The sequence below is a fragment of the Tardiphaga sp. GW822-FHT04G09 genome (assembly GCF_058800725.1).
The window spans coordinates 520959-545574 of sequence record NZ_JBXAMO010000001.1; the positions used below are offsets into that span (position 1 = coordinate 520959).

Annotated in this window: 24 protein-coding genes; 18 read left to right on the plus strand and 6 right to left on the minus strand. The window is 62.7% G+C overall.

What is annotated here, in order from left to right:
* Positions 1 to 3 precede the first annotated feature (3 nt).
* From plsY to AC1RLZ_RS02545, 3 genes are read right to left on the minus strand one after another with little or no spacing between them, the layout of a single operon-like run.
* On the minus strand, positions 4 to 591 hold the full coding sequence (gene plsY / locus AC1RLZ_RS02535) for a glycerol-3-phosphate 1-O-acyltransferase PlsY (RefSeq protein WP_371422777.1): 588 nt from the start codon (positions 589 to 591) through the stop codon (positions 4 to 6).
* Positions 592 to 650: 59 nt separating this feature from the next.
* Positions 651 to 1952 (minus strand): dihydroorotase, encoded by a 1302-nt coding sequence (locus AC1RLZ_RS02540; RefSeq protein ID WP_371422776.1) that lies wholly within the window; start codon positions 1950 to 1952, stop codon positions 651 to 653.
* A 4-nt stretch (positions 1953 to 1956) separates the two neighbouring features.
* Complete coding sequence (locus AC1RLZ_RS02545) at positions 1957 to 2910, minus strand: aspartate carbamoyltransferase catalytic subunit (protein WP_371422775.1); 954 nt, start codon at positions 2908 to 2910, stop codon at positions 1957 to 1959.
* Between the two features lie 146 nt (positions 2911 to 3056).
* On the opposite strand from AC1RLZ_RS02545, the gene AC1RLZ_RS02550 reads away from it, so the two are divergent.
* From AC1RLZ_RS02550 to AC1RLZ_RS02560, 3 genes are all read left to right on the plus strand, one after another.
* Positions 3057 to 3821, plus strand: a complete 765-nt coding sequence (locus tag AC1RLZ_RS02550) for a M15 family metallopeptidase (protein ID WP_493187337.1) — start codon at positions 3057 to 3059, stop codon at positions 3819 to 3821.
* A gap of 184 nt (positions 3822 to 4005) precedes the next feature.
* Positions 4006 to 5652 (plus strand): acyl-CoA dehydrogenase family protein, encoded by a 1647-nt coding sequence (locus AC1RLZ_RS02555; protein ID WP_493187338.1) that lies wholly within the window; start codon positions 4006 to 4008, stop codon positions 5650 to 5652.
* Positions 5649 to 6443, plus strand: coding sequence for a CPBP family intramembrane glutamic endopeptidase (locus AC1RLZ_RS02560; protein WP_493187339.1), 795 nt, complete (start codon positions 5649 to 5651; stop codon positions 6441 to 6443). The genes AC1RLZ_RS02555 and AC1RLZ_RS02560 overlap by 4 nt, the downstream gene beginning before the upstream one ends.
* Before the next feature lie 61 nt (positions 6444 to 6504).
* Here AC1RLZ_RS02560 and AC1RLZ_RS02565 read toward each other — a convergent pair whose 3' ends face one another.
* Both AC1RLZ_RS02565 and ruvX read right to left on the minus strand, forming a co-directional pair.
* Positions 6505 to 7431, minus strand: a complete 927-nt coding sequence (locus AC1RLZ_RS02565) for an AEC family transporter (protein ID WP_493187340.1) — start codon at positions 7429 to 7431, stop codon at positions 6505 to 6507.
* 2 nt (positions 7432 to 7433) lie between these two features.
* Positions 7434 to 7925: a Holliday junction resolvase RuvX gene (ruvX, locus tag AC1RLZ_RS02570; RefSeq protein WP_089263773.1), complete on the minus strand. Its 492-nt coding sequence runs from the start codon at positions 7923 to 7925 to the stop codon at positions 7434 to 7436.
* Positions 7926 to 8058: 133 nt separating this feature from the next.
* On the opposite strand from ruvX, the gene AC1RLZ_RS02575 reads away from it, so the two are divergent.
* The 7 genes from AC1RLZ_RS02575 to AC1RLZ_RS02605 all read left to right on the plus strand — a co-directional run bounded on the left by AC1RLZ_RS02575 (position 8059) and on the right by AC1RLZ_RS02605 (position 14461).
* Entirely contained in the window at positions 8059 to 8283 is a 225-nt protein-coding gene (locus AC1RLZ_RS02575) for a hypothetical protein (protein ID WP_493187341.1), read from the plus strand.
* An 84-nt stretch (positions 8284 to 8367) separates the two neighbouring features.
* Positions 8368 to 9444, plus strand: a complete 1077-nt coding sequence (locus AC1RLZ_RS02580; protein ID WP_493187342.1) for an NAD(P)H-dependent flavin oxidoreductase — start codon at positions 8368 to 8370, stop codon at positions 9442 to 9444.
* A gap of 90 nt (positions 9445 to 9534) precedes the next feature.
* Positions 9535 to 9822, plus strand: coding sequence for an Asp-tRNA(Asn)/Glu-tRNA(Gln) amidotransferase subunit GatC (gene gatC, locus AC1RLZ_RS02585; protein WP_093761362.1), 288 nt, complete (start codon positions 9535 to 9537; stop codon positions 9820 to 9822).
* 20 nt (positions 9823 to 9842) lie between these two features.
* Positions 9843 to 10076, plus strand: coding sequence for a hypothetical protein (locus AC1RLZ_RS02590; RefSeq protein ID WP_371422766.1), 234 nt, complete (start codon positions 9843 to 9845; stop codon positions 10074 to 10076).
* Complete coding sequence (gatA, locus tag AC1RLZ_RS02595) at positions 10077 to 11555, plus strand: Asp-tRNA(Asn)/Glu-tRNA(Gln) amidotransferase subunit GatA (protein WP_493187343.1); 1479 nt, start codon at positions 10077 to 10079, stop codon at positions 11553 to 11555.
* An 87-nt stretch (positions 11556 to 11642) separates the two neighbouring features.
* Positions 11643 to 12740, plus strand: coding sequence for a sensor histidine kinase (locus AC1RLZ_RS02600; protein WP_493187344.1), 1098 nt, complete (start codon positions 11643 to 11645; stop codon positions 12738 to 12740).
* A 338-nt stretch (positions 12741 to 13078) separates the two neighbouring features.
* Positions 13079 to 14461 (plus strand): patatin-like phospholipase family protein, encoded by a 1383-nt coding sequence (locus AC1RLZ_RS02605; protein ID WP_493187345.1) that lies wholly within the window; start codon positions 13079 to 13081, stop codon positions 14459 to 14461.
* A gap of 54 nt (positions 14462 to 14515) precedes the next feature.
* Here the strand turns inward: AC1RLZ_RS02605 and AC1RLZ_RS02610 are convergent, their stop codons facing one another.
* Positions 14516 to 15400: an aliphatic sulfonate ABC transporter substrate-binding protein gene (locus AC1RLZ_RS02610; protein WP_371422762.1), complete on the minus strand. Its 885-nt coding sequence runs from the start codon at positions 15398 to 15400 to the stop codon at positions 14516 to 14518.
* 127 nt (positions 15401 to 15527) lie between these two features.
* Here AC1RLZ_RS02610 and AC1RLZ_RS02615 point away from each other — a divergent pair, with 127 nt between their 5' ends.
* From AC1RLZ_RS02615 to AC1RLZ_RS02650, 8 genes are all read left to right on the plus strand, one after another.
* A complete protein-coding gene (locus AC1RLZ_RS02615; protein WP_493187346.1) occupies positions 15528 to 16592 on the plus strand; it encodes an ABC transporter substrate-binding protein in 1065 nt (354 codons plus the stop codon).
* Positions 16593 to 16606: 14 nt separating this feature from the next.
* Positions 16607 to 17731, plus strand: a complete 1125-nt coding sequence (locus AC1RLZ_RS02620) for an LLM class flavin-dependent oxidoreductase (protein ID WP_493187347.1) — start codon at positions 16607 to 16609, stop codon at positions 17729 to 17731.
* 2 nt (positions 17732 to 17733) lie between these two features.
* Positions 17734 to 18705, plus strand: coding sequence for an aliphatic sulfonate ABC transporter substrate-binding protein (locus AC1RLZ_RS02625; RefSeq protein ID WP_493187348.1), 972 nt, complete (start codon positions 17734 to 17736; stop codon positions 18703 to 18705).
* Positions 18706 to 18808: 103 nt separating this feature from the next.
* Positions 18809 to 20293: an Asp-tRNA(Asn)/Glu-tRNA(Gln) amidotransferase subunit GatB gene (gene gatB / locus AC1RLZ_RS02630; protein WP_493187349.1), complete on the plus strand. Its 1485-nt coding sequence runs from the start codon at positions 18809 to 18811 to the stop codon at positions 20291 to 20293.
* 1395 nt (positions 20294 to 21688) lie between these two features.
* Complete coding sequence (locus tag AC1RLZ_RS02635) at positions 21689 to 21958, plus strand: hypothetical protein (protein WP_371422757.1); 270 nt, start codon at positions 21689 to 21691, stop codon at positions 21956 to 21958.
* Between the two features lie 264 nt (positions 21959 to 22222).
* Complete coding sequence (locus AC1RLZ_RS02640) at positions 22223 to 22900, plus strand: STN domain-containing protein (protein WP_493187350.1); 678 nt, start codon at positions 22223 to 22225, stop codon at positions 22898 to 22900.
* Positions 22901 to 22920: 20 nt separating this feature from the next.
* Positions 22921 to 23442, plus strand: coding sequence for an RNA polymerase sigma factor (locus AC1RLZ_RS02645; RefSeq protein WP_493187351.1), 522 nt, complete (start codon positions 22921 to 22923; stop codon positions 23440 to 23442).
* Between the two features lie 29 nt (positions 23443 to 23471).
* Positions 23472 to 24440: a FecR family protein gene (locus tag AC1RLZ_RS02650; protein WP_493187352.1), complete on the plus strand. Its 969-nt coding sequence runs from the start codon at positions 23472 to 23474 to the stop codon at positions 24438 to 24440.
* The last annotated feature ends 176 nt before the right edge of the window (positions 24441 to 24616 follow it).

Genomic DNA, 24616 nt, shown 5'->3' on the forward strand with positions numbered 1-24616 from the left:
CGACTACTTCTGCCCGATCTTGCCTTCGGTGCCGTTCAGCAGTCGCTTGATGTTCTCGCGATGCATGAACCACAGCAGCAGTGTCAGCACGGTGGCCAGCACGGCGAGCTGCGGGGCCTTGGCCCACCACAGGAAGATTGGCGTGATGGCACTGGCGGTCAGGGCCGAGAATGACGAGTAGCGCGAGGAGAAGGCGCAGGCGAGCCAGGCGAGGCAGAACACCACGGCGGCCGGCCAGTACAGGCCGAACATGATGCCAATATAGACAGCGACGCCCTTGCCGCCCTTGAAGCCGAGCCAGACCGGGAAGAGATGGCCCAGGAAAGCGAAGAGGCCCGCGATCATGGCCGGGACGGGACCGCCGACGCTGCCTGCGATGATGACCGCGACGGTGCCCTTGAGGGCGTCAAGCAGCAGCGTGGCCGCAGCAAGGCCCTTGCGTCCGGTGCGCAGCACGTTGGTGGCGCCAATATTGCCGGAGCCGATGGTGCGGATGTCCTGCGTGCCGGCGAGCCTGGTCAGCACCAACCCGAACGGAACCGAGCCAAGGAAATAGCCAAGCGCGGCAGCAAATAGGTAGAGAACAATCATCGGACCTCTGCTCTGAGACGCGCTCCGCGCTTTCGGTGCTTTAAGACACGCTTATCGCGTCAGACGTGCTCGTAAACGGTACGCCCGCCGACGATGGTGCGCGCGACCCGGCCTGTGAAACGGGCCTCGTCGAACGGTGTATTCTTGCATTGCGACTTCAGGTCTGCGGGATCCAGCACCCATGGCACGTCGGCGTCAATAACAATGATATCCGCGACGGCGCCCGGGCGCAGCGTGCCGCAGGGCAGGCCGAGCAGTTCGGCCGGGCGTGTCGACATCGCACGGATCAACTGGGTGAAAGTGAGCTCGCCATTGTGGATCAGCCGCAATCCCGCCGACAGCATCGTTTCGAGGCCGATGGCACCCGGCGCAGCTTCGGCAAATGGCAGGCGCTTGGTTTCGACGTCCTGCGGATTGTGATCGGACATGATGACGTCGATCAGCCCGGAGGCAACGGCCGCCACCAGCGCCCGGCGGTCTTCCTCGACGCGCAGCGGCGGCGACAGCTTGAGATATGACCGATAGGGCCCGATGTCGTTCTCGTTCAGCGTCAGGTGATTGATCGAGGCTGAGGCGCTCACGCGAAGCCCGGCATCGCGCGCCCGCTTCAGGACCTCGATGGATTCTGCGCAAGTCAACGATGCGGCGTGATAGCGGCCGCCCGTGAGAGCCACCAGACGCATGTCGCGTTCCAGCATCATGGCTTCGGCCGCCGTGGGAATGCCCATCAGGCCGAGCCGCGAGGCGCGCTCGCCTTCATTCATCACGCCTTCGCCGACGAGATCGGGGTCTTCCGTGTGATGCACGATCAGAACGTCGAAGTCGCGGGCGTAAGTGAGGGCGCGGCGCATCAGCTGCGCATTGGTGATGCTCTTGTCGGCATCGGTGAAGGCGACGGCGCCCGCGGCTTTCAACAGGCCAAGCTCGGTCATCTCCTTGCCCTGGAGACCCTTGGTGAGCGCGGCCATCGGGTGGATGTTGACGATCGCGGTGTCGCGGGCACGGCGCAGCACGAAATCGACGGTGGCGGAATTGTCGATGGTCGGCGAGGTATCCGGCTGGCAGATGATGGTTGTGATGCCGCCGGCTGCGGCGGCGCGGCTTGCGGATGCGAAGGTCTCGCGATGGCTGGCGCCGGGTTCGCCGACGAAAGCGCGCATGTCGACGAGGCCGGGGGCCACGACCTTGCCGGCGCAATTGATGATGTCGGTGCCTTCGGGCACCCCGGCCGCGCCGATGCCACGGCGGGCATCGCGGATCACGCCGTCGGCGATCAAGACGTCACCGACGCCGTCGAGATCGGTGGATGGATCGATCAGGTGCGCATTGGCAAGCAGGATGGGGCGGCGGTCTGTCAGCATGGCGTCACGCGTTCGGGAGGTTGCGCGCGAGCGCTTCGAGCACGGCCATGCGGACCGCAACGCCCATCTCGACCTGTTCACGGATCAGGGATTGCGCACCGTCCGCGACGATGGAGTCGATCTCGACACCGCGATTCATCGGGCCGGGATGCATCACCAGCGCGTCGGGCTTGGCGTAAGCGAGCTTCTTCTGGTCGAGGCCGAAATACTGGAAGTATTCGGCTGACGACGGCACGAAGGAGCCGTTCATCCGCTCGCGCTGCAGCCGCAGCATCATCACGATGTCGGCGCCGTTGAGACCTTCGCGCATGTCGCGCGCGACCTCGACGCCCATACGCTCGATGCCCGGCGGCAGCAGCGTGGAGGGCCCAACCACGCGCACCCGTGCGCCCATGGTGTTGAGCAGCAGGATGTTGGAACGCGCGACCCGCGAATGCAGCACGTCGCCGCAGATGGCGATGGTGAGGCCTTCGAGCCGGCCCTTGTTTCTGCGAATGGTCAGCGCGTCGAGGAGGGCCTGTGTCGGATGTTCATGGGCGCCGTCGCCGGCATTGATGACGGAGCCGTCGACCTTGCGCGCCAGCAGTTCGACGGCGCCGGAGGCGTGATGGCGCATCACGAGAATGTCCGGATGCATCGCGTTCAGCGTCATCGCGGTGTCGATCAGGGTCTCGCCCTTTTTGATCGAGGACGATGACACCGACATGTTCATGACGTCGGCACCGAGCCGCTTGCCGGCCAGTTCGAACGACGACTGGGTGCGCGTCGAATTCTCGAAAAACAGATTGATCTGGGTGCGACCGCGCAGCGAGGAGCGCTTCTTGTCGACCTGGCGGTTCAGCTCGACATATTCCTCGGACAGGTCGAGGAGGCCGGTGATGTCCGCGGCGGAAAGGCCCTCGATGCCCAGCAAATGCCGGTGTCCGAGGACGAAAGAGGATTTCGTGGCTTGGGTCATTAAAACGAAAGCTATAGGCAGAGTTGAAAAGCGGAGCAAGCGCGATTCGCCCGCTTTTCGGTTATCCCCCGGTCAGTCCGGTGGCAGGGTAAAGATGACGGGTACAAATCGCCGTAAAGTCGTCCGTTTGGATCGCGAGCCCGCTGATGAGACATTTTCCAGATCGACTGTTGGCGGTGATCTCGGCGGGGCTCTTGCTGGCATCGGGCGCCCTGCCTGCGCGGGCGCAAGACCTGCCTGACGATTTCGTGTTCCTGCGGGATATCGATCCCTCGATCCGGCAGGACATCCGCTATGCCGGCGTCAACAATTTCGTCGGCCGCAAACTGAACGGCTATGACAGCGCGGAATGTGTGGTGAAACGCCCGGTCGGCCTCGCTCTGCAGAAGGTGCAGCGCGAACTGATGGCGCAGAACCTGTCGCTGAAAATGCTGGATTGCTATCGCCCGGCGCGGGCGTCGCGTGACATGGTGGCATGGGCACGCGATGGCAACGAGACGCCGGCGCAGAAGCGCTATAATCCCTCCTTCAGCAAGGCGGATCTGTTCAGGCTCGGCTATATCGCCGAGCGCTCCGGCCATTCCACCGGCGCGGCGCTCGATCTGACGCTGGTCGACCTGCGTGCGCCTGCGTCCCCGGCATTCGATCCCAACAGGGCCTATGCAAGCTGCATTGCGCCGGAAGCGCAGCGCGCGCCCGAGGGCGGCGTCGACATGGGCACGGGTTACGATTGTTCCGATGCCAAGGCGCATACCGGATCGCGTACGATTTCACCCGCGCAGCGGCGCTGGCGGAATCTCCTGATGGTGGCGATGGGCAGGCAGGGCTTTGTGAATTACGCCAAGGAGTGGTGGCACTTCTCGCTGCCGGATATCGGCACCAAGGCGTATGATTTTCCGATCCGGAGATAAAAGCCCGCAGCCGTAGGATGGGTAGAGCGAAGCGAAACCCATCATTCCGTCTTTGCGACAAAATCGCCGATGGTGGCCCTCCGGCGCTTACGCGCCTGCGCTCTACCCATCCTGCGGTGCCTCGTATTGAGGCAAAATCCGGCGTAAAATGATTCGCAATATCGCCTTCAGCCGGAACTGATTCATGACCGACGCCACCTCTGCCATTCATGCGGTGCTCAACCAGTCGCCACCATTCGAGGACGTCAATCTGTTCGAGCTGGACCGGCCGCTCGTGGAAGCGGTTGCGATGAATGAGGGCTCGTTCGCCCATGTCGACCACGCCAAATTCGGTCAGCTCTGGGGATCCGCCGAGATGGCGCAGCGCGCGCGGCTGGCCAACGAGAATACGCCGAAGCTGCGGACGTTCGATGCGCGCGGCAACCGGCGTGATGAGGTCGAGTTTCATCCGGCCTACCACGAGCTGATGGCGCAGAGCATTGCAGCGGGAATTCACAATTCGACATGGACGCGTGACGGCAAGTCCGCGCGCGGCGCGTCCGAAGTGGCGCGCGCCGCAAAATTCTTCATGGCCGCGCAGGTCGAGACCGGACATCTGTGCCCGATCACCATGACACGCGCCGCCGTCGGCGCGCTGGCGATGCAGCCGGATGTGCTGGCGCAGGTGATGCCTGTGATTGCCAGCCGCGATTACGATCCGAGCTTTGCGCCTTGGTCGGCCAAGCGCGGCATGACGCTGGGCATGGGCATGACCGAGCGGCAGGGCGGCACGGATGTGCGGACCAACATGACGCGCGCGGTGCGCGACGGCGATGCGTATCGGATCAGCGGCCACAAATGGTTCATGTCGGCACCGATGTGCGACGCATTCCTGGTGCTGGCGCAGGCCGAGGACGGATTGAGCTGCTTCTTCATGCCGCGGTTCCGGCTCGACGGCTCGCTCAACGCGCTGAACTTCCAGCGCCTGAAGGACAAGCTCGGCAATCGCTCCAATGCCTCGTCGGAAGTCGAGTTCAACGATGCCTATGCATTGCGCGTCGGCGACGAGGGCAAGGGCATCCGCACCATCATCCAGATGGTGCAATTGACGCGGCAGGATTGCGCGACCGCGTCCGCCGGATTGATGCGCTCAGGCCTCGCTCATGCGCTGCATCACGCAAGGCATCGCAGCGTGTTCCAGAAACATCTTGCCGATCAGCCGATGATGCAAAGCGTGCTCGCCGACATGGCGCTGCATGTGGAAGCATCGACGGCGCTGGTGATGCGGCTGTGCCGTGCGTTCGATGTGGCACCGGAGGATTCGTCCGAGGCGGCCTATATGCGTTTCCTCACGCCGGTGGTGAAGTACTGGGTCTGCAAATCGGCGCCGGGCTTCCTTTACGAGGCCATGGAATGCATGGGCGGCAACGGCTATGTCGAGGAGGGCATTCTGGCACGGCATTATCGCGAGGCTCCGGTCAATGCGATCTGGGAAGGCTCCGGCAATGTGATGTGTCTCGATGTGCTGCGGGCGCTGTCGCGCGAAGGTGACGCTTCGACCGCGGTGCTGCAGGATCTGATGCTGGAGACGCGCGGACTGCCCGGCGCGGCTGACACTGCGGCCTTCATCATCCGCACCTTGCTGCGGCCCGACAGCGAGTGGGTTGCGCGGCAGGCGGTGGAATCGCTGGCGTTGCTGGCGGCCTGCGCCGCGCTGAACATGGTGCATCCGCCCCATGCTGAACTGTTTGCGCGGACACGCCTCGATGGTGCGCGCAACGCGATCTACGGCACCGCTGAATTGACCGAAGCTCAGGGTCGGGGACTGCTCGAACGGGCGTTGCCGCAGTGAGTACACTGGAGACATCGATCGCTCCCGTTGTCCCCTCGGATCTGCCGCCCGCGACGAAGCCGCCGCGGGTGTGGAAATTCTGGGGTACGAGCCTCTGGGGGCTGTTCGCCTTTGCAGCGATGTTCGTCGGTCAGCTGACCGTCGTCGCCTATTACCTCTTGATCAAGGATGCGCCGCTCGATGCGACGCTGCTGATCAAGGCCATGAGCAGCGGTACGACCATCGCCGCGTCCGTTCTCATGGGGCTTCCGGCCGTGTGTCTGGCGCTGTGGCTGGCGACGCGCATGGCGCGGCAATCCTTTGCTGACTATCTGGGACTGCGCGGCACCTCCTGGAAAAACTACGTCATCGGCACAGTGGCGCTGATCGCGCTGGTCGGCGCCTGGGAGCTGGTCGCAAAAGGCATGGGGCGCGATTCTGCGCCGACCTTCATGCTGGAAGTGCTGAAGTCGGCCCGTGCCGACGGCGCGCTGTGGCTGCTCGTCATCGCGTTCTGCGTCGGCGCGCCGATGACCGAAGAGTTCTTTGCGCGTGGCTTCCTCTATCGCGGCTGGTCGGAATCGTTCTTGCGGCCATTTGGCGCCATCGTGGCATCATCGCTGGTCTGGACGGCGATGCATCTGCAATATGACTGGTTCTTCTTCGTCGAGATTTTCACCATCGGCCTGCTGTTCGGCTATATGCGCCATCGCAGCCACTCGACATGGCTGACGATCTATCTGCATGGCCTCAACAATCTGGCGGCGACTGTTCAGACGCTGCTGATCGCGAACGGTGTGATATCGCCCTAGAGCATGATCCCGAAAAGTGGGCACCGGTTTTCGGGCAAGATCATGCTCAAAAAAGAAAAACCTATTCCGCCAGCGCAATGAAGACGGGCATGGTCAGGACCGCCAGCATGGTCTGGATGGTGAGGATCTGTGCCAGGAGTGCCGCATCGCCGCCCATCTGCCGCGCCAGAATGTAGCCGTTCGAGGCGGATGGCACCGCGGCGCAGCAGGTGACCACCGCGAGGTTTGTGCCGGACAGGCCGAAGGCGATGCCGAGGCCCATGGCGATCAGCGGCATCACGGCGAGCTTCAGAACGACCGTGAGTGCTGCAGCCATGCCAGGTCTGTGCAGGCCTTCGAGCTGAAGACCGGCGCCGACGATCAACAGACCCATCGCCAGCGAACAGCGCCCAAGCGCATCGAGGAATTCGTGGGCGGGCTTGGGAACCGGCAATCCGGCCAGGTTGATCGCGAGGCCGATCACGCAGGCCCAGATCAGCGGGTTCTTGGCGATGGTCAGCAGCAGCGCCGGCCAGGACAGGCGCTGCGGCGAGGCGTAATGCGCCAGCACCCAGACCGCCAGAATATTCAGCAGCGGGATCATCGCGACCATGCCGACGGAGGCCAGCGTGATACCGCGGTCTCCCCACAGATTGCCGGCAACCGATAGCGCCACGAAGGTCTGCCAGCGCGTCGCGCCCTGAAACAGCGAGGTGAAGGCGGGGCCGTCGAGCCCGATGGCCCGCGCCAGCAGCGGGCGTAGCGCCAGACACAGTGCAGACATCAGGATGACGGAGAGCAACAGCGCGCCGCCAACGCCTGCGATCGGCACCGAGGACAGATTGGCGCGCGCCAGCGTGTCGATGAGCAAAGCGGGGAACAGGACGTAGTAGACGAGCTGTTCCAGCCCGATCCACTCGATGTTCTGTTTCAGCAGCAAGCGCCGCAACGCGTAGCCGAGCACGATGAGCAGGAAGACCGGAACGAGGGCACCGAATACCGTGAGCATTGTCAGCGAATATCCGGCGTGCGCAGCAATGCGGCGAGGCGGTCGAGCGCGCCCTGAAGAATGAAGATCGCCGCATGCTCATCGATGACCTTGGCGCGTTTGGCGCGGCTGACATCGTTGGCGATCAGTTCGCGTTCGACCGCCGATGTGGACAGACGTTCATCCCAGAAGGCGATCGGCAGTTCGGTCAGTTTCGAGAAGTTGCGGGCGAAGGCGCGTGTCGATTGCGCGCGCGGTCCTTCGCTGCCGTCCATGTTGATGGGCAGGCCCAGCACGAAGCCGCAGATATTTCGCTCAGCGGCAAGCTTGATCAGGCGCGCGGCATCGGCCTTGAACGCGGTGCGCTCGACGGTCTCAATGCCGGTGGCGAGACGGCGATCGGGATCGGATACCGCGACACCAATGGTCTTGGTGCCGAGATCGAGACCGATCAGCGCGCCACGGGCGGGCAGATGTGCGGCGGCTTCAACAAGGGGAAGGATGACTGCGGGCATCGCCCCGCATAACACGCGGAGCCGCCGTACAAAATGCCGCACCGTAATTATCCCGTGCCGCAGCGGGCGGATTGGCGCGTCGCGCTCCGGGTTGGTACAGAAGCGGCCTGAGCCAGAAACGCGAGCCCCGATTATGGATCACCTCAGCCTGTTCGGACTGTTTGCAGTCAGCGCCATGCTGGTTTGTTACGCGCTGGAAGCGCGCAGCCATTGGTTCACGCTGGCCTTTGCCGGCGCCTGCGGGCTGGGATCGCTCTACGGCTTCCTGCAGGGCGCCTGGCCGTTCGGGCTGGTGGAGGCGATCTGGGCCGGCGTGGCGCTGCGCAAGTGGATGCTCATCCCCCGCGCAACCGCATAGCTCGCACGGGTGCAGCCGTGGTAACCTCGGCATGGCCCGGCAACGACGCGCGTGCCGATCCCCCAACATCATGTGAGCGCAACCATGTGGCCTGACCGTAGACTGATCGACCTGTTCGGCACCGAGTTTCCCATCGTGCAGGCGCCGATGGCCGGCGTGCAGGATGCCGACATCATGATCGGCGCCGCCGAGGGTGGCGCGCTGGCCTCGTTGCCATGCGCAATGATTTCCCCCGAGAAAGCGCGCGAGCAGATCAACATCGTGCGCCAGCGCGTCTCCGCGCCGGTCAACATGAATTACTTCTGCCACACGGCAGTGAACGCCGATCCCGCACGCGAGGCCAACTGGCGCAAACGGCTGTTGTCCTATTACACCGAATTCGGGCTCGATCCGAATGCAGACATCAATGCAGCCAATCGTGCGCCGTTCGATGAGGCGATGTGTGCGTTGGTGGAAGAGCTGAAGCCGGAAGTGGTCAGTTTTCACTTCGGGCTGCCGGATTCGGCGCTCCTGAAGCGCGTCAAGGCGGCCGGCTGTCGGGTGATTGCCTCGGCGACCATCGTCAAGGAAGCGCTGTGGCTCGAGGAGCGCGGTGTCGATGCGGTCATCGCGCAAGGCGCGGAAGCCGGCGGTCATCGCGGCATGTTCCTGACCGAGGATATCGCCACGCAGCCCGGCCTGTTCGCGCTGCTGCCGCAAGTGGTGGATGCGGTGAAGGTGCCGGTGATCGCTGCCGGCGGCATCGCCGATGGGCGGGGCATCGCGGCAGCCTTTGCGCTCGGCGCCGCGGGTGTGCAGATCGGCACCGCCTATCTGCGGACGCCCGAATCCAAGGTGAGCGGGCCGGGTCGTGCGGCTCTCGCCGGGGCGTCGGATGCCTCCACCGTCATCACCAATGTCATGACCGGCCGGCCGGCCCGGGGGGTCATCAACCGGGCGATGCGCGAGGTCGGGCCGGTATCGCCCGATGCGCCGGCGTTCCCGCATGCGGCCACCGCGCTGGGGCCGCTGAAAGCCGCCGCCGAGAAGCTCGGCCGGACCGATTTTACCAATCTCTGGGCCGGACAGTCGGTCGGAATGGGCAGCGAACGGCCTGCGGCAGAGCTGACGCGGTCGCTGGCGGCGGCCGCATTGGCACGGATGGCCGAATTGCGGGGCTAGGACGCTGAAAAGGCGGAGGTGTCCGCCGGTTGCGGCGCGAAACCTCCGTCTGCTATACGGCGGACTGAATTTTGCCCTGAGGCTTCTTATATGTCCGTCGATGCTGCCACCGTTCGCCGTATCGCGCATCTCGCGCGGATCGCGGTCACTGATGCCGAGGTTCCCCATCTGCAGGGCGAGCTGAACGCGATGCTGGCCTTTGTCGAGCAGTTGCAGGAAGTGAATGTCGACGGCGTCGAGCCGATGACCTCGGTGATGCCGATGGAGATGAAGAAGCGCGCCGACGTGGTCAATGACGGTGAGATCGTCGACGCGGTGACGGCCAATGCACCTGAGTCCGAGGATCACTTCTTCCTGGTGCCGAAAGTCGTCGAATAGATTCGAGACGGGATCACGCCATGTGCCTGCTTTGCGACGATGAAAAGTCCTATCAACTCTATATGGACTACCTCGACGAGATGGAACGTCAGGGGAAGGTCAAGGACGTCGACGCGGCCATGGATACCATTCTCGACAAGGTTCAGGCTGCACAGGAAGCCGAGGACAAACTCCGTCGCGCCTCCTTCAAGAACGACGCGCCTGAAAACGACAAGACGCTCTCTCCCTTCTTTTGCAGCCCGGTCAATAAATAGATGACAGATCTGACGTCGCTGACACTCGCCGAGGCGCGTGACGGCCTTGCGACCAAATCCTTCACGTCAGTTGAACTGACCGACGCGCATCTTGCAGCGATGGAAGCCGCGCGCGTGTTGAACGCCTATGTGCTGGAGACGCCGGAGCAGGCGCGCGCCATGGCGCAGGCCGCCGACGCGAAACTCGCCAAGGGTGAGGGCGGCTGGCTTGGTGGCGTCCCGCTGGGCATCAAGGATCTGTTCGCGACCAAGGATGTGCGCACCACTGCGTGTTCGAAGATCCTTGGCAATTTCGTGCCGCCTTATGAGTCCACGGTCACGTCGCAGCTGTGGCGCGATGGCGCCGTCATGCTCGGCAAGCTCAACAATGACGAATTCGCGATGGGATCGGCGAACGAGACCTCGTTCTTCGGTCCGGTGATAAATCCGTGGCGGCGCGACGGCTCGGGCGTCAATCTCGTGCCGGGTGGCTCGTCGGGCGGTTCGGCAGCGGCGGTCGCTGCAGGTCTCTGTCTCGGCGCCACCGCGACCGACACCGGCGGCTCGATCCGCCAGCCCGCGGCATTCGCGGGCATCGTCGGCATGAAGCCGACCTATGGCCGCTGCTCGCGCTGGGGCACCGTCGCTTTCGCGTCCTCGCTCGATCAGGCCGGCCCGATCGCGCGCACCGTGCGCGATACCGCGATCCTGATGCGCTCGATGGCCGGCTACGATCCGAAAGATTCCACCTCGGTTGATCGTGAAGTTCCGGATTACGAGGCGGCGATCGGCAAGTCCGTGAAGGGCATGAAGATCGGTATCCCCAGGGAATATCGCATCGACGGCATGCCGGCCGAGATCGAGAAGCTTTGGTCGGAGGGCGCGGCCCAGCTCAAGGCGGCAGGCGCCGAGCTCGTCGATGTATCGCTACCGCACACCAAATACGCGCTGCCGGCCTATTACATCGTGGCACCTGCCGAGGCTTCGTCGAATCTCGCGCGTTACGACGGCGTGCGTTACGGCCTGCGCGTGCCGGGCCGCAGCATCAACGACATGTATGAGAATACCCGCGCTGAAGGTTTTGGCGCGGAAGTGCGTCGCCGCGTGATGATCGGAACTTACGTTCTCTCCGCCGGCTATTACGACGCCTATTATCTGCGCGCGCAGAAGGTGCGGACGCTCATCAAGCGCGACTTCGAGGAGTGTTTTGCCAAGGGCATCCACGCAATCCTGACGCCGGCGACGCCGTCGGCGGCATTCGGCATCGGCGAGAAGGGCGGCGCCGATCCGATCGAGATGTATCTCAACGACATCTTCACGGTGACGGTGAACATGGCGGGTTTGCCGGGCATCGCGGTTCCCGCCGGCAAGGACGCGCAGGGATTGCCGCTCGGACTGCAACTGATCGGGCGTCCGTTCGACGAGGAGACGCTGTTCTCGCTCGGCGAAACCATCGAGCAGGCCTCGGGGCGCTTCACGCCGCCCAAATGGTGGGCCTGACATCATCATCCGCGTGAAGTGTTGCGCGTTTGACATTGCGTTTTGCGGTGCGCTTGGTCATGGTTTGTCCATGAGCATGGACCGTGCATGAGCACCGACGACGGGCTTCCGCCTTCCCAACAGGTCGACCAGATTCTGGGTTCCCCGAAGCTTGCAAAGGCGATCGAGAACGATCGCTACAAGCATCTTCTGGATCATGTTCCCGTTGCGCTCGCCATATCGCGCGGATTGGGCAGCGATCAGCAGGTCGTCTATATCAACAAGGCCTTTGAGCAACTGATGGCAATGGCGCCGGCCGATGTCGAAGGCCAGAGCTGGACCTGCCTCGACGGCTTTCTCAACGAAGACAATCAGAGCCAGACGCTGGGCGAAGCAATCCGCGACGGCGAGGATTTTCTCGGGGTTTTCCGGCCATCGGTGCCGATCGATCGGCTGGTGATCGTGCAGGCCTATGCCTCTGTGATCGAGAGCGATGACGGCGTCGAGAATTTTCGGATCGCCGCGCTGGTCGATGTCGGCGGCCGCGAACGCGCGCAGATCGAGCAGTTCGAAAACCAGATCCGCGACCGCGACACGCTGATGCGCGAGCTGCAGCACCGGGTGAAGAACAATCTGCAACTCATCACTGCGCTGGTGCGGCTCGAAGCCCGGTCCGCCGCAGAAGGCGAAGCAGTTGCGTTGGGACGGCTGGCAAGCCGCATCGACGCGTTGACCGTGTTGTACCGGACGCTGTCGGCCGAGGACGCCGCAGCAGACATCGATCTCGGCCAGTATCTGTCAGACATCGCCAATGCCGTGATGGCTGCCAGCGCGACGGAGGATATCACGCTCGATTCCCAGGTCGGCTATTGCCCGATGTCGATCAATGTCGCGATGCCGGCGGGTCTGCTCGTCAACGAGATGCTGACCAATGCGCTGAAATATGCCTTTGTGGGCCGCGCCGGCGGTCATATCAAAGTGATCTGCAAGCTGGAAGGCGGCCGGGTAACTGTGGTCGTCGCCGATGACGGCGTCGGCCTCGGCGAAGGCCAGGATTGGCCATCGCCGCGCAAGCTGGGCGCGCTGATCCTGCAGACGCTCAAAGAGAACGCGCCGAACGTGAAGTTCAATGCCGAGAGCATTCACGGGCAGGGCAGCTGGTTCACGCTGGTATTCGACGCCGCGGCGGGCAGTCAGCCGAATTAGGCTGAGGCCTCGCTGTTCGACTGGCCTGCAACAAGTCTCGCGAGAAGATTGCATGTCCACGCGATTCTCGCCGGCATCCTATGTGCGGCTCTCTCGATAGCTCCGTGTGACATCCGCCGCCCAGCCGGGTCGCGCTACCGTGTGACGCAGGTGGCTTGCCTTGTATTAACCATGATGCGGGCGCGGATGCTTCTATCTGCGCCGCCCTGCATAAATGCGTAATGATTTGGGCTATGGTTTGTTGAGCTTTCGGAATGTGCGGTGTTGCGGGGATCGGCTCCATCCTTCGGTCAGATCCGAGGGCAGGGGTCGACTGAAAGCGTGCGAACGGTAGATTTATGACTTGGGTGCGCTCTATCGGTGTTGTCGTCACGATCTGCACCCTGCTGATTGGCTGTGCGTCGGTTCATAATATTCCGATCAATATGCCGGCGACCGATAGCGGGCTGGCAAAGCTCAATGCCGGTTTTGATAGTTCCACGGCCACGGACGATGTTCTCGTCGGTCTCGCATTTTCCGGAGGCGGCACGCGGGCGGCGGCATTTTCTTTTGGCGTGCTCTCGGAAATGGAGCGGATCCCGGTTCGCGGCGCAGCGAGCTCGATGCTCGATCACGTTGATTTCGTGTCCGGCGTGTCCGGCGGCTCGGTGCTGGCGGCCTATTACGGATTGAAAAAGCGTGCGGCCTTATCGGATTTTCGCGAGCGCTTCCTGATCCGCAACGCGGAGGAGGGGCTTCAAACCAGCCTGTCGCTCGGCACTATCGGCCGCGCCTTCTCTGGTGGCGTCAATGACTCCGTTGGCTTCACCAAATGGCTCGATGCCAATCTGTTCGAGGGAGCGACGTTCAGTCAGCTCCGCGCAGGCCGGCCGCGGGTCTGGATCAATGCCTCGGATATCTACAACCGGGTCCCGTTCATCTTTGATGCGACGGCGTTCAGTGCGATCTGCAGCGACCTCACCACCTATCCGCTCTCCAACGCCGTAGCCGCGTCGGCCGCTGTGCCGATTGCGTTTGCGCCGGCGGTGGTTCAGGCATTCCCCGGCACTTGCACCGATCCGTTGCCGCCCTGGATCAAGCGTGTCGCCGCCGATCGCACCGCTTCGCCGATGTTGAGTTCCTATGCGAAGGCGATCATCCGCTACCGTGACGGCGCGGTGCCATACATCAAGCTGCTCGATGGCGGGCTTGTCGACAATTATGGCGTTTCCGGCCTCACCATCGCGCGCGAGTCATCGGAGACGCCCTATGGACCGATTTCGCCGCAGCAGGCGGTGAAACTGCGGCGCGCGCTGTTTCTGGTGGTCGATGCCAAGGCCGGCATCACCGGCGACTGGGTGCAGACGGTGGAAGGACCAAGTGGCGTCGATCTGATCAAGGCTGCGGTCGATACCACCATGGATGCCAGCGTCGGTGCCAGCTACACCGCTTTCGATCGCACCATGACGGAGTGGCAGAATTCGCTGGTGCGCTGGCGCTGCGGTCTGTCGGCGGCGGAGCGGGCGCGCTATGGCGCTCGCCCTGGCTGGAACTGCCGCGACCTCAAAATCTCCATCGGACGGTTAGGGTTCGATCAGCTCGAACCGGCTCGCGCTGCCGTTCTTGAGGCGGTCCCGACGCGTTTCTCGCTACCGCAGGCGCAGGTCGATGAGGTCATCACTGCGGGCCGCGACGCGCTTCGCGCCAATCCGACCTTCCGGTCCTTCGCCGCGGGCCTGTGACGCAGCGGCATCAGCGGGAAGCGCTGCCGATCCCGCTCGTCTTGAACTTCGCTGTTACGCGGCGTGATGGAGATTGAGCGGATTGCGATAGACCGCGTCGCGGATCTCGACCTTGCGCGACAGTAATCCGAACCGGAAGAACAGGTCGGCGGACTTCTGCTGATCGGTGACGAATTTGTCGTCGATCTGCCGGATGCCCCACGGCCGTTGCGCAATGTGCGCCTCCCATTCAGCAGCGCTCAGCGGACCACCGGCGACACGGGCAAGGATCGCCGCGGCCTCGGCCGGATTTTGCGCGATCCACAGATCGGTGTCCTGCAAGGCTCCGGCGACTGCCGCGATCACGTCAGGATTTGCCTCGGCGAAATCGCGGCGTGCGAAGAACACCGACGGATTGCTGACGAGATCTCCGGTGTTCGCGATCGCCCGGATGTCCTCCGCGCCGTCGCGCAAGCCGCCACCCGAAACCCAGGCATCGATGTCACCCGCCAGCAATGCCTTGCGTGACTCCGGCTCGGTGAGATCCAGGGGAACAATATCTTTCCACGTCAGGCCCGCCTGGTCGAGTGCGGTTGCCAGCAGCGCCTGCAACCATGAGCCAACGCCAAGCGAAACCGTCTTGCCGGCAAGATCGGCCACCGTCTTCACGGGGCTGTCCTTGCGTACGTAGATGCCGCCCACCGCGCGCGCTTCGGACGCCGCGATGTAGACGAGGGGGATACCCTTGGCTTGCGCTGCGATGGGGGGCGTCAGGCCTGTGCCGCCGATCTGGATCAGATTGGCGCCGACATATTCGACGGTGCGCGCACCGGCTGCGATCTTCACCCATTCGACGCTGCCGGCAATTTTTGCGAGCCGTTCTTCAAGCAACCTGTTCTGGCTGAGCACGAGAAGAGTGGGATTGTTGGCGTGAACGCCAACGCGAAGAACAAACGTCATTGGGATTCTCCTGACAGCAGCACGTTCATTTCAAACTACACTTCGTCGCGTTTTTTCGGTCGTTCGCGCATCAGTGATGGTCTATCGAAGTTTTTCGATGAGCTTCATTTTCATACAGGAGATAGCGATGGCTGTAACGACGCTACGTCAGCCGGCACGCGAGTTTGAAAAATCATCCTCTGTCGGCGAGCTCTGGTACACACGTTGTCCTGTGCCGACGGCATCCGGCATCGCACTTGATCTCGGGCTGCTGCGCGATGAATTCGCAAAATCCGGAATCGAGCTCAAGTCGATCCGGGATTCGGAAGACCCTCGCGTCAACATCTCGCATTTCGATCACTCGCTTCCAGGATTGTTTCGCGAAGGTGGCAACATTCCTGCCATCTGGGCGCGGTCGGAAGGGCGTGACACAGTCACTGTGGCGCTGACATGGATCGACGAATATCAGGCGATCGTGGTGCGCGGGGATTCAAGCATTCATTCTCTCGCGGACCTTGCCGGCAGAAAGATCGGACTGCCGCGGCAGCACGGCCAGCGTGTCGATTTCGCGCGCGCCATGTCGTTGCGCGGCATCGAGACCGGATTGCGGATCGCCGGGCTGTCGCTTGAGCAGGTCGAGCTCGTCGATGTGACCAGCGAGCAGCCGGTTTTTGTCACAGGCGCCGGTGTCGCCAACGGCCGTTTTCACGAACTCGAAAGTGCGGCGCTGCTGCGTGGGGATGTCGATGCCATCTATGTGAAGGGTGCGCCGGGGCTAGGCAGTGCGAAGACCCACGGGCTGCGGAGCCTGATCAATCTCGGGGCACTCGAAGACCCGTTGCTGCGCGTCAACAACGGCAATCCGCGGCCGGTGACGGTGGATCGGCGGACCGCCTTGGAGCGTCCGGACCTCGTGGCCCGCTATCTTGCGGTGCTGCTGCAGGCGTCGCATTGGGCCGAGGGGCATGCCTCCGAGGTGCTCGAGATCATCGGCAAGGAGGTCGGGCGTCCAGCTGAGGAGGCGCGCGCGGCCTATGGCAGCGATGTAGCGCATCACTTCGGTCTCGATCTGTCGGATATCAGGCGGCGCGGGCTGGCCGATCAAAAGGACTTCCTGCTGCGCCATGGCTTCATCGCACGGGATTTCGACGTCGGTGGCTGGATCAATCCGGAACCGCTCGCGCTTGCGCATGAACTCTTGAAGCAGGGCTGACCGGGAGAAAGCGGATGTCCATGGAAATCTACTGGTACCTGATCCCGCAGGACGGGCCTTATCCCTGGAGCGAGAAAGGGCGGCGGGTCGTCGATTACGATTACCTCGCCCAAATCGCGCGGGCGGTGGATCATCTCGGCTACACCGGCGCGCTGCTGGCGACGGGCGGCGGAGAGCATGATGCGTGGGTGCTGGGCTCTTCATTGATCCCCGTGACCAAGCGCATGAAATTCATCATTGCTGTTCATCCCGGCATCGTGGCGCCGCTGATGCTGGCGCAGAAAGCCGCGACCTTCGATCAGTTTTCGGACGGCCGGCTGATCCTCAACATGGTGACCGGCGAAAATCGTCAGATGCCGCCTTACGGCATCGAGCTCGAGCATGACGAACGCTATGCGCTGACCGACGAGTATTGGGGTGTCTGGCGGCGTCTGATGTCCGGCGAGATTGTCGATTACCACGGCAAGTACATGAAGCTGCGCGGTGCGCAGCTCAAACTGCCGGCGGTTCAGAAGCCTTACCCGCCGCTGTTCTTCGGCGGTTCATCGGAACCCGCACTGTCCGTCGCAGCGCGCCACGCCGACACCTATCTGACATGGGGCGAACCGCCGCCACTGGCCGCGGCGAAAATCAAATCGGTTCGCGAACGCGCCGAGGCACTAGGCCGGAAAGTGAAGTTCGGCATTCGTCTTAATCTGATCGTCCGCGAGACGAAACAGGAAGCCTGGGACGCCGCACAGTGGCTGCTCGACCGCATGGACGACAGTGTGGTCGCGGGCGCGCAGGAGCGCAATCTGGCATCGGATTCGGTCGGCCAGCGGCGCATGCGGGAGATCGTCGGCGGCCGGAAGCCAAAGCACGCGCGCGATCTGGAAATCTATCCGGACCTGTGGGCCGGCTTCGGTCTGGTGCGGAACGGACCCGGCACCGCCATCGTCGGAGATCCCGAAACCGTCGCGGCCCGCATTCTCGAATATCGCGACATCGGTTTCGACACTTTCATCGTGTCCGGCCAGCCTCTGCTGGAGGAAACCTATCGGGTTGCGGACCTGCTGTTGCCGCTCCTCCCGTTCGATCGCGGCAACCGGCGTGAAACCGCGCATGCGATCGGCCCTTACTTCAACGCTGCACGAGGCTGACGATGTCACTGTCCACTGCAATCCGCGCCGCCGCTGTCTCGCTTCTTGTCGGAGTGGGCGCGGTATCGACGAGCTGTGCGGCCGAACCCGGCGCGGCGCCCCTGACGCTTCGGATTGGCTATCTGCGCGGACCTGAGCCGCTGTCGGTCAGCCGGTTGCGCGGCACGCTTGAAAAGCGTCTTGCCGCCAAGAACGTGAAGGTCGCCTGGGTCGGCCCGTTCATCGCCTATGCACCAGCCGCCGAGGCCCTGAATGCCAATGCGATCGACGTGACGATCGGCAGTTCGAGTGCAGCGATATCGTCCATTGTCGGCACGGCGCCCATCTCGCTCTTCGCCTATCAATGGGACACGGGCGATTCATCCGGAATCCTCGTCAAGAACGGATCCGACATCAAGACCGTCGCGGACCTCGCCGGCAAGACCGTCGCCGTCAACCGTGGCGGAACGGGCGACTATCAGCTGACCAAGGCGCTGGAGAAAGCCGGCATATCGTCGTCGTCGGTCAAGCGTGCCTATCTCACCCCGGTCGACTCGTCCGCCGCCTTCATCAACGGCCATGTCGATGCGTGGTCGGCCTGGAGCACCTTTTTTCCGACGGCGCTGATTGAGCAGGACGCCCGTGTCATTGCGCAGGCCAAGGATTTCGGATCACAGAATGCCGTCGTCTATGCGGTTCGGACGTCGTTCGCCGAGGCTCATCCTGATCTGCTGAAAGATATCGTCGACGAACTCCAGGCTTCGGCGCGATGGGCGCAGCAGAACCGCGATGAGGCCGCTCAGCTCTGGGTTCGGGAGCTCAAACTGACCCCGGCAGTCGCCACCCGCGTCGCCGGTTATGAAATCAGCGAACCCGTTCCGGTCGGGGAAAGGGAACTCGGTGCGCTGGAAAGCCTCAACGAGTGGTTGGTGAACAGCAAATTGCTGCCGAAGCCGGCTGCGATCAGGGATCACATCGTTCCGGTCGGTCGCTAGCTTCGGCGATGGATGCGCGGGGCGTCGCTGGCGCGCCGCGCGAGGGGCTGGAAAGCGCAGCAGGGGGTTTTCCCGCGCCCGTCATCGCGGTAGAAACCGCCCCATGAACGCACCTGTCAAACCTTCGAAGCTCATCAAGGGCGCCACCGGCGACTGGGAAATGGTCATCGGTCTGGAGATTCACGCCCAGGTCAATTCCCGCGCCAAGCTGTTCTCCGGCTCCTCCACGGAGTTCGGTGGATCGCCGAACAGCCACGTGTCGCTGGTCGACGCGGCCATGCCGGGCATGCTGCCGGTCATCAACGAGGAATGTGTCAAGCAGGCGATCCGCACCGGCCTCGGGCTGAAGGCACAGATCAACCGGCGCTCCACCTTCGATCGGAAGAACTATTTCTATCCGGACCTGCCGCAGGGATACCAGATCAGCCAGTACAAGTCGCCGATCGTCGGCGAGGGTGAGGTGACCGTCGAATTGTCCAACGGTGAAACCATCACCGTTGGTATCGAGCGGCTGCATCTCGAGCAGGACGCCGGCAAGCTGGTGCACGACCAGAGCCCGACGCAGTCCTTTGTCGATCTCAACCGCTCCGGCGTCGCGCTGATGGAGATCGTCTCCAAGCCCGACATGCGCTCAAGCGAACAGGCGCAGGCCTATGTGTCGAAGCTGCGCACCATCCTGCGCTATCTCGGCACCTGCGATGGCGACATGGAGAAGGGCAACCTGCGCGCCGACTGCAACGTCTCCGTCCGCAAGCCCGGCGATCCCTATGGCACCCGCTGCGAGATCAAGAACGTCAATTCGATCCGCTTCATCGGCCAGGCCATCGACTATGAAGCCCGGCGCCAGATCGGAATCCTCGAAGACGGCGGTTCGATTGATCAGGAGACGCGGCTTTACGACCCCAACAAGGGCGAGACCCGGTCGATGCGCTCCAAGGAAGAGGCGCATGACTACCGCTATTTCCCCGATCCCGACCTGCTGCCGCTGGAATTCAGCGAGGACTATGTCGCAGCGCTGAAGGCCGAGCTGCCGGAACTGCCGGATGAGAAGAAGGCGCGTTTCATCAGCGCGTTCGGCCTGTCGGCCTATGACGCCAGCGTGCTGGTCAGCGAGCGGGAGAGCGCGGAATTCTTCGAAACGACGCTCGATGGGCTCAAGGACAAGGGGCGCGACGGCAAGCTGGCCGCCAATTGGGTGATCAACGAGCTGTTCGGCCGTCTCAACAAGGAAGGGCAGGACATCGCGTCGTCGCCGGTATCGGCGGCGCAGATGGCTGCCATCGTCGATCTGATCGGGGAGGGAGTGATCTCCGGCAAGATCGCCAAGGACCTGTTCGAGATCGTCTGGCTTGAGGGCGGTGACCCGCGCGCGCTGGTCGAAGAGCGCGGCATGAAGCAGGTGACGGACACCGGCGCCATCGAGAAGGTGGTCGACGACATCATCGCAGCCAATCCCGACAAGGTCGCGCAGGCGCAGGCCAAGCCGGCACTGATGGGCTGGTTCGTCGGTCAGGTGATGAAGTCGTCGGGCGGCAAGGCCAATCCGCAGGTCGTCAACGACCTCCTCAAGAGCAAGCTCGGCATCTGACGATTGCCTTTCGATGACGACCGCGGCGCCGCCTCGAGCGGCGCCGTTTTCGTTTTGGCGGAGCTCGTTGACGCGTCGTCATGAACGCGATGCACGGCGTGCGGAGACGGAATCAGATCCCGAATCGGCGCACTGTCAGCCGACAAAAAGTGCGGTTGTGGCCAGCACCGATAAGTCGCGAACGCGTTTTCTGAAAAAATATTTTCATTGCCAAAAATCCCGACTCAGAGTCCCCGGCGCCGGTTTTTGGCGCCCGACTCACGTTCGGGGACGGCAGAAGTTTGTGTAGTTGTTTGATAGTACGAATTGCGGGCGCTCGGAAAAAATAAGTACTTTCTGCAATCTTGACATTTGTGGACGCAGCGTTTCCGGGCATTTCTCGCATCGCCGCGCGAGCCGGATTTCAAGTTGTGACTGGGCCCGTGGGGGAAGTGGCGCGTTGCGCCCATCAACACTTCCTTAAGCGAGAGACTGTTCTTTTGAAATCGTTGGTGTATTCGGGATGAAGTGCATCTCGATTCCCGAGTGCACGCAGCGATCAAGTCATCTCTTTATTGGAGGGCAACATGGCCAAGAAAGCTACGAAGAAGGCAGTCAAGAAGACCGTCAAGAAGGCAGCAAAGAGCGCTGTGAAGAAGACCGCGAAGAAGACCAAGAAGGTCGCCAAGAAGAAGTAACTTCTTCTGCCACGATCGACGCCGGTGGCAACGCCGGCGACGTCGCAGGGGCCTCGACGGCAATTTGCTTCTCGAAGCGGATATTCATCGCAGCTCTGGTCGACGAAAGAGGGTGTCGGCGAGACATCAGGTCAAACGGCTGGACCGTCACTCCGGGGCAGGGCTTGCTCTTCCCGCGAACCGGTCCGGCAAGAAAGCCGGTCATTCAGTGATTGGCGTTCTTTATTCGGTGCGGATCATTGGTCCGCAGTTTCATCGGTGGCTTCGGCCACATGAGATATGATCCTGACGTGTTGCCGACGCCCTCGTTTTTGCCGGTGCGGTTCATTCCCGGCGCCTCGAATTTCCCAATCCCGAATATCTTTGTTTCCTCGCTTGGACGCCTCCTGCGTTGGCATCGCCGCGCTCGCTGACCAGGCGTTTAACGTCCGCGGTCGCTCACGCTGCCGCGATGGTTACGGTATCCCAAAGCGGCAAGGTAAACCGAATTCGGCGAAAACGCAGAAAACCCGCATAAATGCTGGGTTTTCGGCGGTGCGCGAGCCAGTTTTGGCGCCGGCTCTTCAGATTTCGTTCATCGCGATGCTTAAACTGCTCTTCAAATTTGATCGGTCATATTGATCCCAACAAGCCGGCAAACGGTGGTTGGGATTGCATCAAATAATGGACAGGGGCCGCGCTCGGAGCAGGGCGGCAAAACCAAAAAAAGGAATGACCGATGTTTCAGGGACAGATTGATTTCGAAGCTGCGACGCCGATCGCAGAAACCGCCATCCAGGACGTGCTGTTCGAACGCGGCCTGTACTGGGCATCGGGCCGCTCGGGGATCGTTGACCTCGTCGCAGCGCACAAGTGGTTCAACCTCGCGGCCCTCAAGGGGCGGGTCGATGCGATCCCGATGCGCCGCGAAGTCGCCGAGATGATGTCGGATACCGAGATCGCCGCCGCGCAGCGCGATGCCCGCGCCTGGTTGTCGACGATCCACTAATTCGACGGCGTGCCCGTCCTGACGATCGCCGTAGAGGCGATCGACGTCCCGGCTGCCATGCGACTCGCTCAGGCTTGGGAGCGAGCCGTCATGGAGAGCGCAGCGATATCGGATACCGCGATCCGCCGAAATTCGTGTGCACCTGCACCGTCAAATCTGCAGACGCTACTTCCTGACCACGCCCACCGACATCTCACTGTCATGCTTGTCACATAGGTACGTGTCTCGGCGTTAGTGTACCCCCAGAAGCAAAGCGAGAATCTGATGCCCGCGCCATATTTTGCGCATTGGGGCGTTGTGTTCCGCTTTACGATAGGGGGAGCGTTGTTGCTTTCTTCAGCTGATGCGCAGGCCAGCGAAGCCCGACGCTTCGACATTGCAGCGCAGCCGCTCGCCAGCGCCTTGGTCGAATTTGCCGACAAAACGGGTATGGCTGCGTTGGTCGATGCCGAGCTTGCCAGCGGAAAGCGATCAACTTCTGTCACGGGGCGCCTGATTCCGCAGGATGCTCTGCGTATTCTTCTCGCAGGGACGGGACTTTCGTTTCGTCGTGCCGGGGATACTGCCTTCACGGTCGGTCCGAATGCGGCGGATTCGGTCATGGGCGATGGTCATGCCGGAAAGCATCGTCGTGTGGAGTTTGAGACCTATTTCTCGCTTATGCAGAGCGTGATCGAACACGCGCTTTGCGACAATGCAGATATTCGGCCGGGTCCTTACCGGTCGGTCGTACAGGTGTGGATCGGTGAGGCCGGAGCGGTCGATGCGGTTCATACGGTCGGTTCGAGCGGCGACGAGACCCGCGATGCGCGCATAACGGACACGATCAAGGGCGCAAGAGTTGCGCGGCCTCCGGCGGATATGCCGCAGCCGGTCACCGTCGTTCTGCACCGGCGCAACACCGATGCGATATGCGTAGCCCGATCCGCGGTCCCACGATGACCGAGACGGCGACTATCCGGATGCGGACCATTTTCGAGGCCAAGTATCAGCGGTTTCGCGAACGGCTGCGGCGTCGGCTGGGCTCCGATGCCCTTGCCGTCGAAGTGCTGCACGAGACCTGGCTGCGGCTGGAGCGGATCGGCGAGATCAGTACGATTCACAAGCCGGAGTCATATCTGTTTCGGATGGCACTGAACGAGGCTGCGGATCTGCGGCAAGCCGACAGCCGCAAGCTCTCACCGTCCGAGATCGAGGTCGTGCGCCATATGATGGACGAGACGCTCGATCCCGAACGCATTGCCGACGCACGGCGCGAGCTCGAGGAGCTTGCCGCTGCGCTGAACGAGCTGACACCCCGTCGCAAAGCGATCTTCCTGCTCGCGCGGGTCCATGAAATGAAACATGCTGACATCGCGGCGGAATTCGGTATTTCTCCGCGGATGGTCGAAAAGGAGCTTGTGCAGGCCTTGCAGCACTGCTCGCAACGCCTGGGAAGAAAAGTCATTCGCCGGTTCGGTCCCGGCCTGCCAAAAGAGTCATAGGGGCAGGCATGGGCAAGGACATCACTCCAATGACAGATGTGAGCGGACATCAGGCGCTTGAGCGCGAGGCCCAGGAGTGGCTCGTGCGCCTGACGTCCGGGGAGGCCACCGCCGGAGATCTCCGCGCTTTGAAGCAATGGTGTGCCCGCAGTCCGGTTCATGCGCGGGCGTTCGCCGAGGCCAATCTGCTGTGGGACAGCCTGGGAACGGCGGCGCGTCTTCCCGCCGCGTCGCGGTCGCCCGGACAGATGCCGTCACGCCATGCGGGACATTCACGGCGCTGGTTCCTGGGGGGAGCGATCGCAGCCTCGGTTGCGGGGGCCGGCTATGTGATCGCGCATCCGCCGCTGGAGCTATGGCCGTCACCCCAGGAGCTGGCCGCCGATTATCGCACGCGCACCGCAGAGCGCCGTGAGATCGCGATGGGCGACGGAGTGACGATCGAACTCAATACCCGCAGCAGTCTGAATGTCGTTCAGAAGCCGAACGAGCGGCAGATCGAGCTGGTATTGGGCGAGGCGACGATTTCCGTCCCGCACCAGCTGCCGACGATGTTGACGGTCCTGGCCGGCGGCGGAGCGGTTCATGCCTCCGATGCGCAATTCAATATACGCTGCGATGCCGGCCGCTCGGTGGTGACCTGTCATCGCGGCATGGTTGCCGTCGATTATGCCGGGACGTCCACAAGTCTTCGCGCAGGCCAGCAGGCTTCCTATGCCGACGGGACGGTGGGCGCGCCGGTTGTTGTCGATCCTGCCGTGGTGACGTCATGGCGCGTCGGTCAACTGGTGTTCCGGCAGACGCCGCTCGTCGAAGTTATCGAGGAGGTCAATCGCTATCGGACTGGCCGCATCATTCTCATGAATGAGACGCTCGGCCGCCGTCCCGTCGAGGCGCGCATCCCGATCGATCGGGTCGACGACCTGATCGCGCTCGTCAGGGAAGCCTATGGCGCCAGGGTGACATCGCTTCCCGGCGCCATCGTCGTGCTGTCCTGACCGATCCCGCCCGTATTGTTATTTGCGAAATTTTTGTGACGCGGTTCAGTCCCGCGCTGCCTCGGACCGTCTTAGGGGCAATCAGAAGAGATCAGGTACAGGGCGTTGAAGTCATTTGCGATTGGCATTGCGGCGATAGAGCTGCCGGTGCTGGGCGTGGATATTGATGTTCCTCT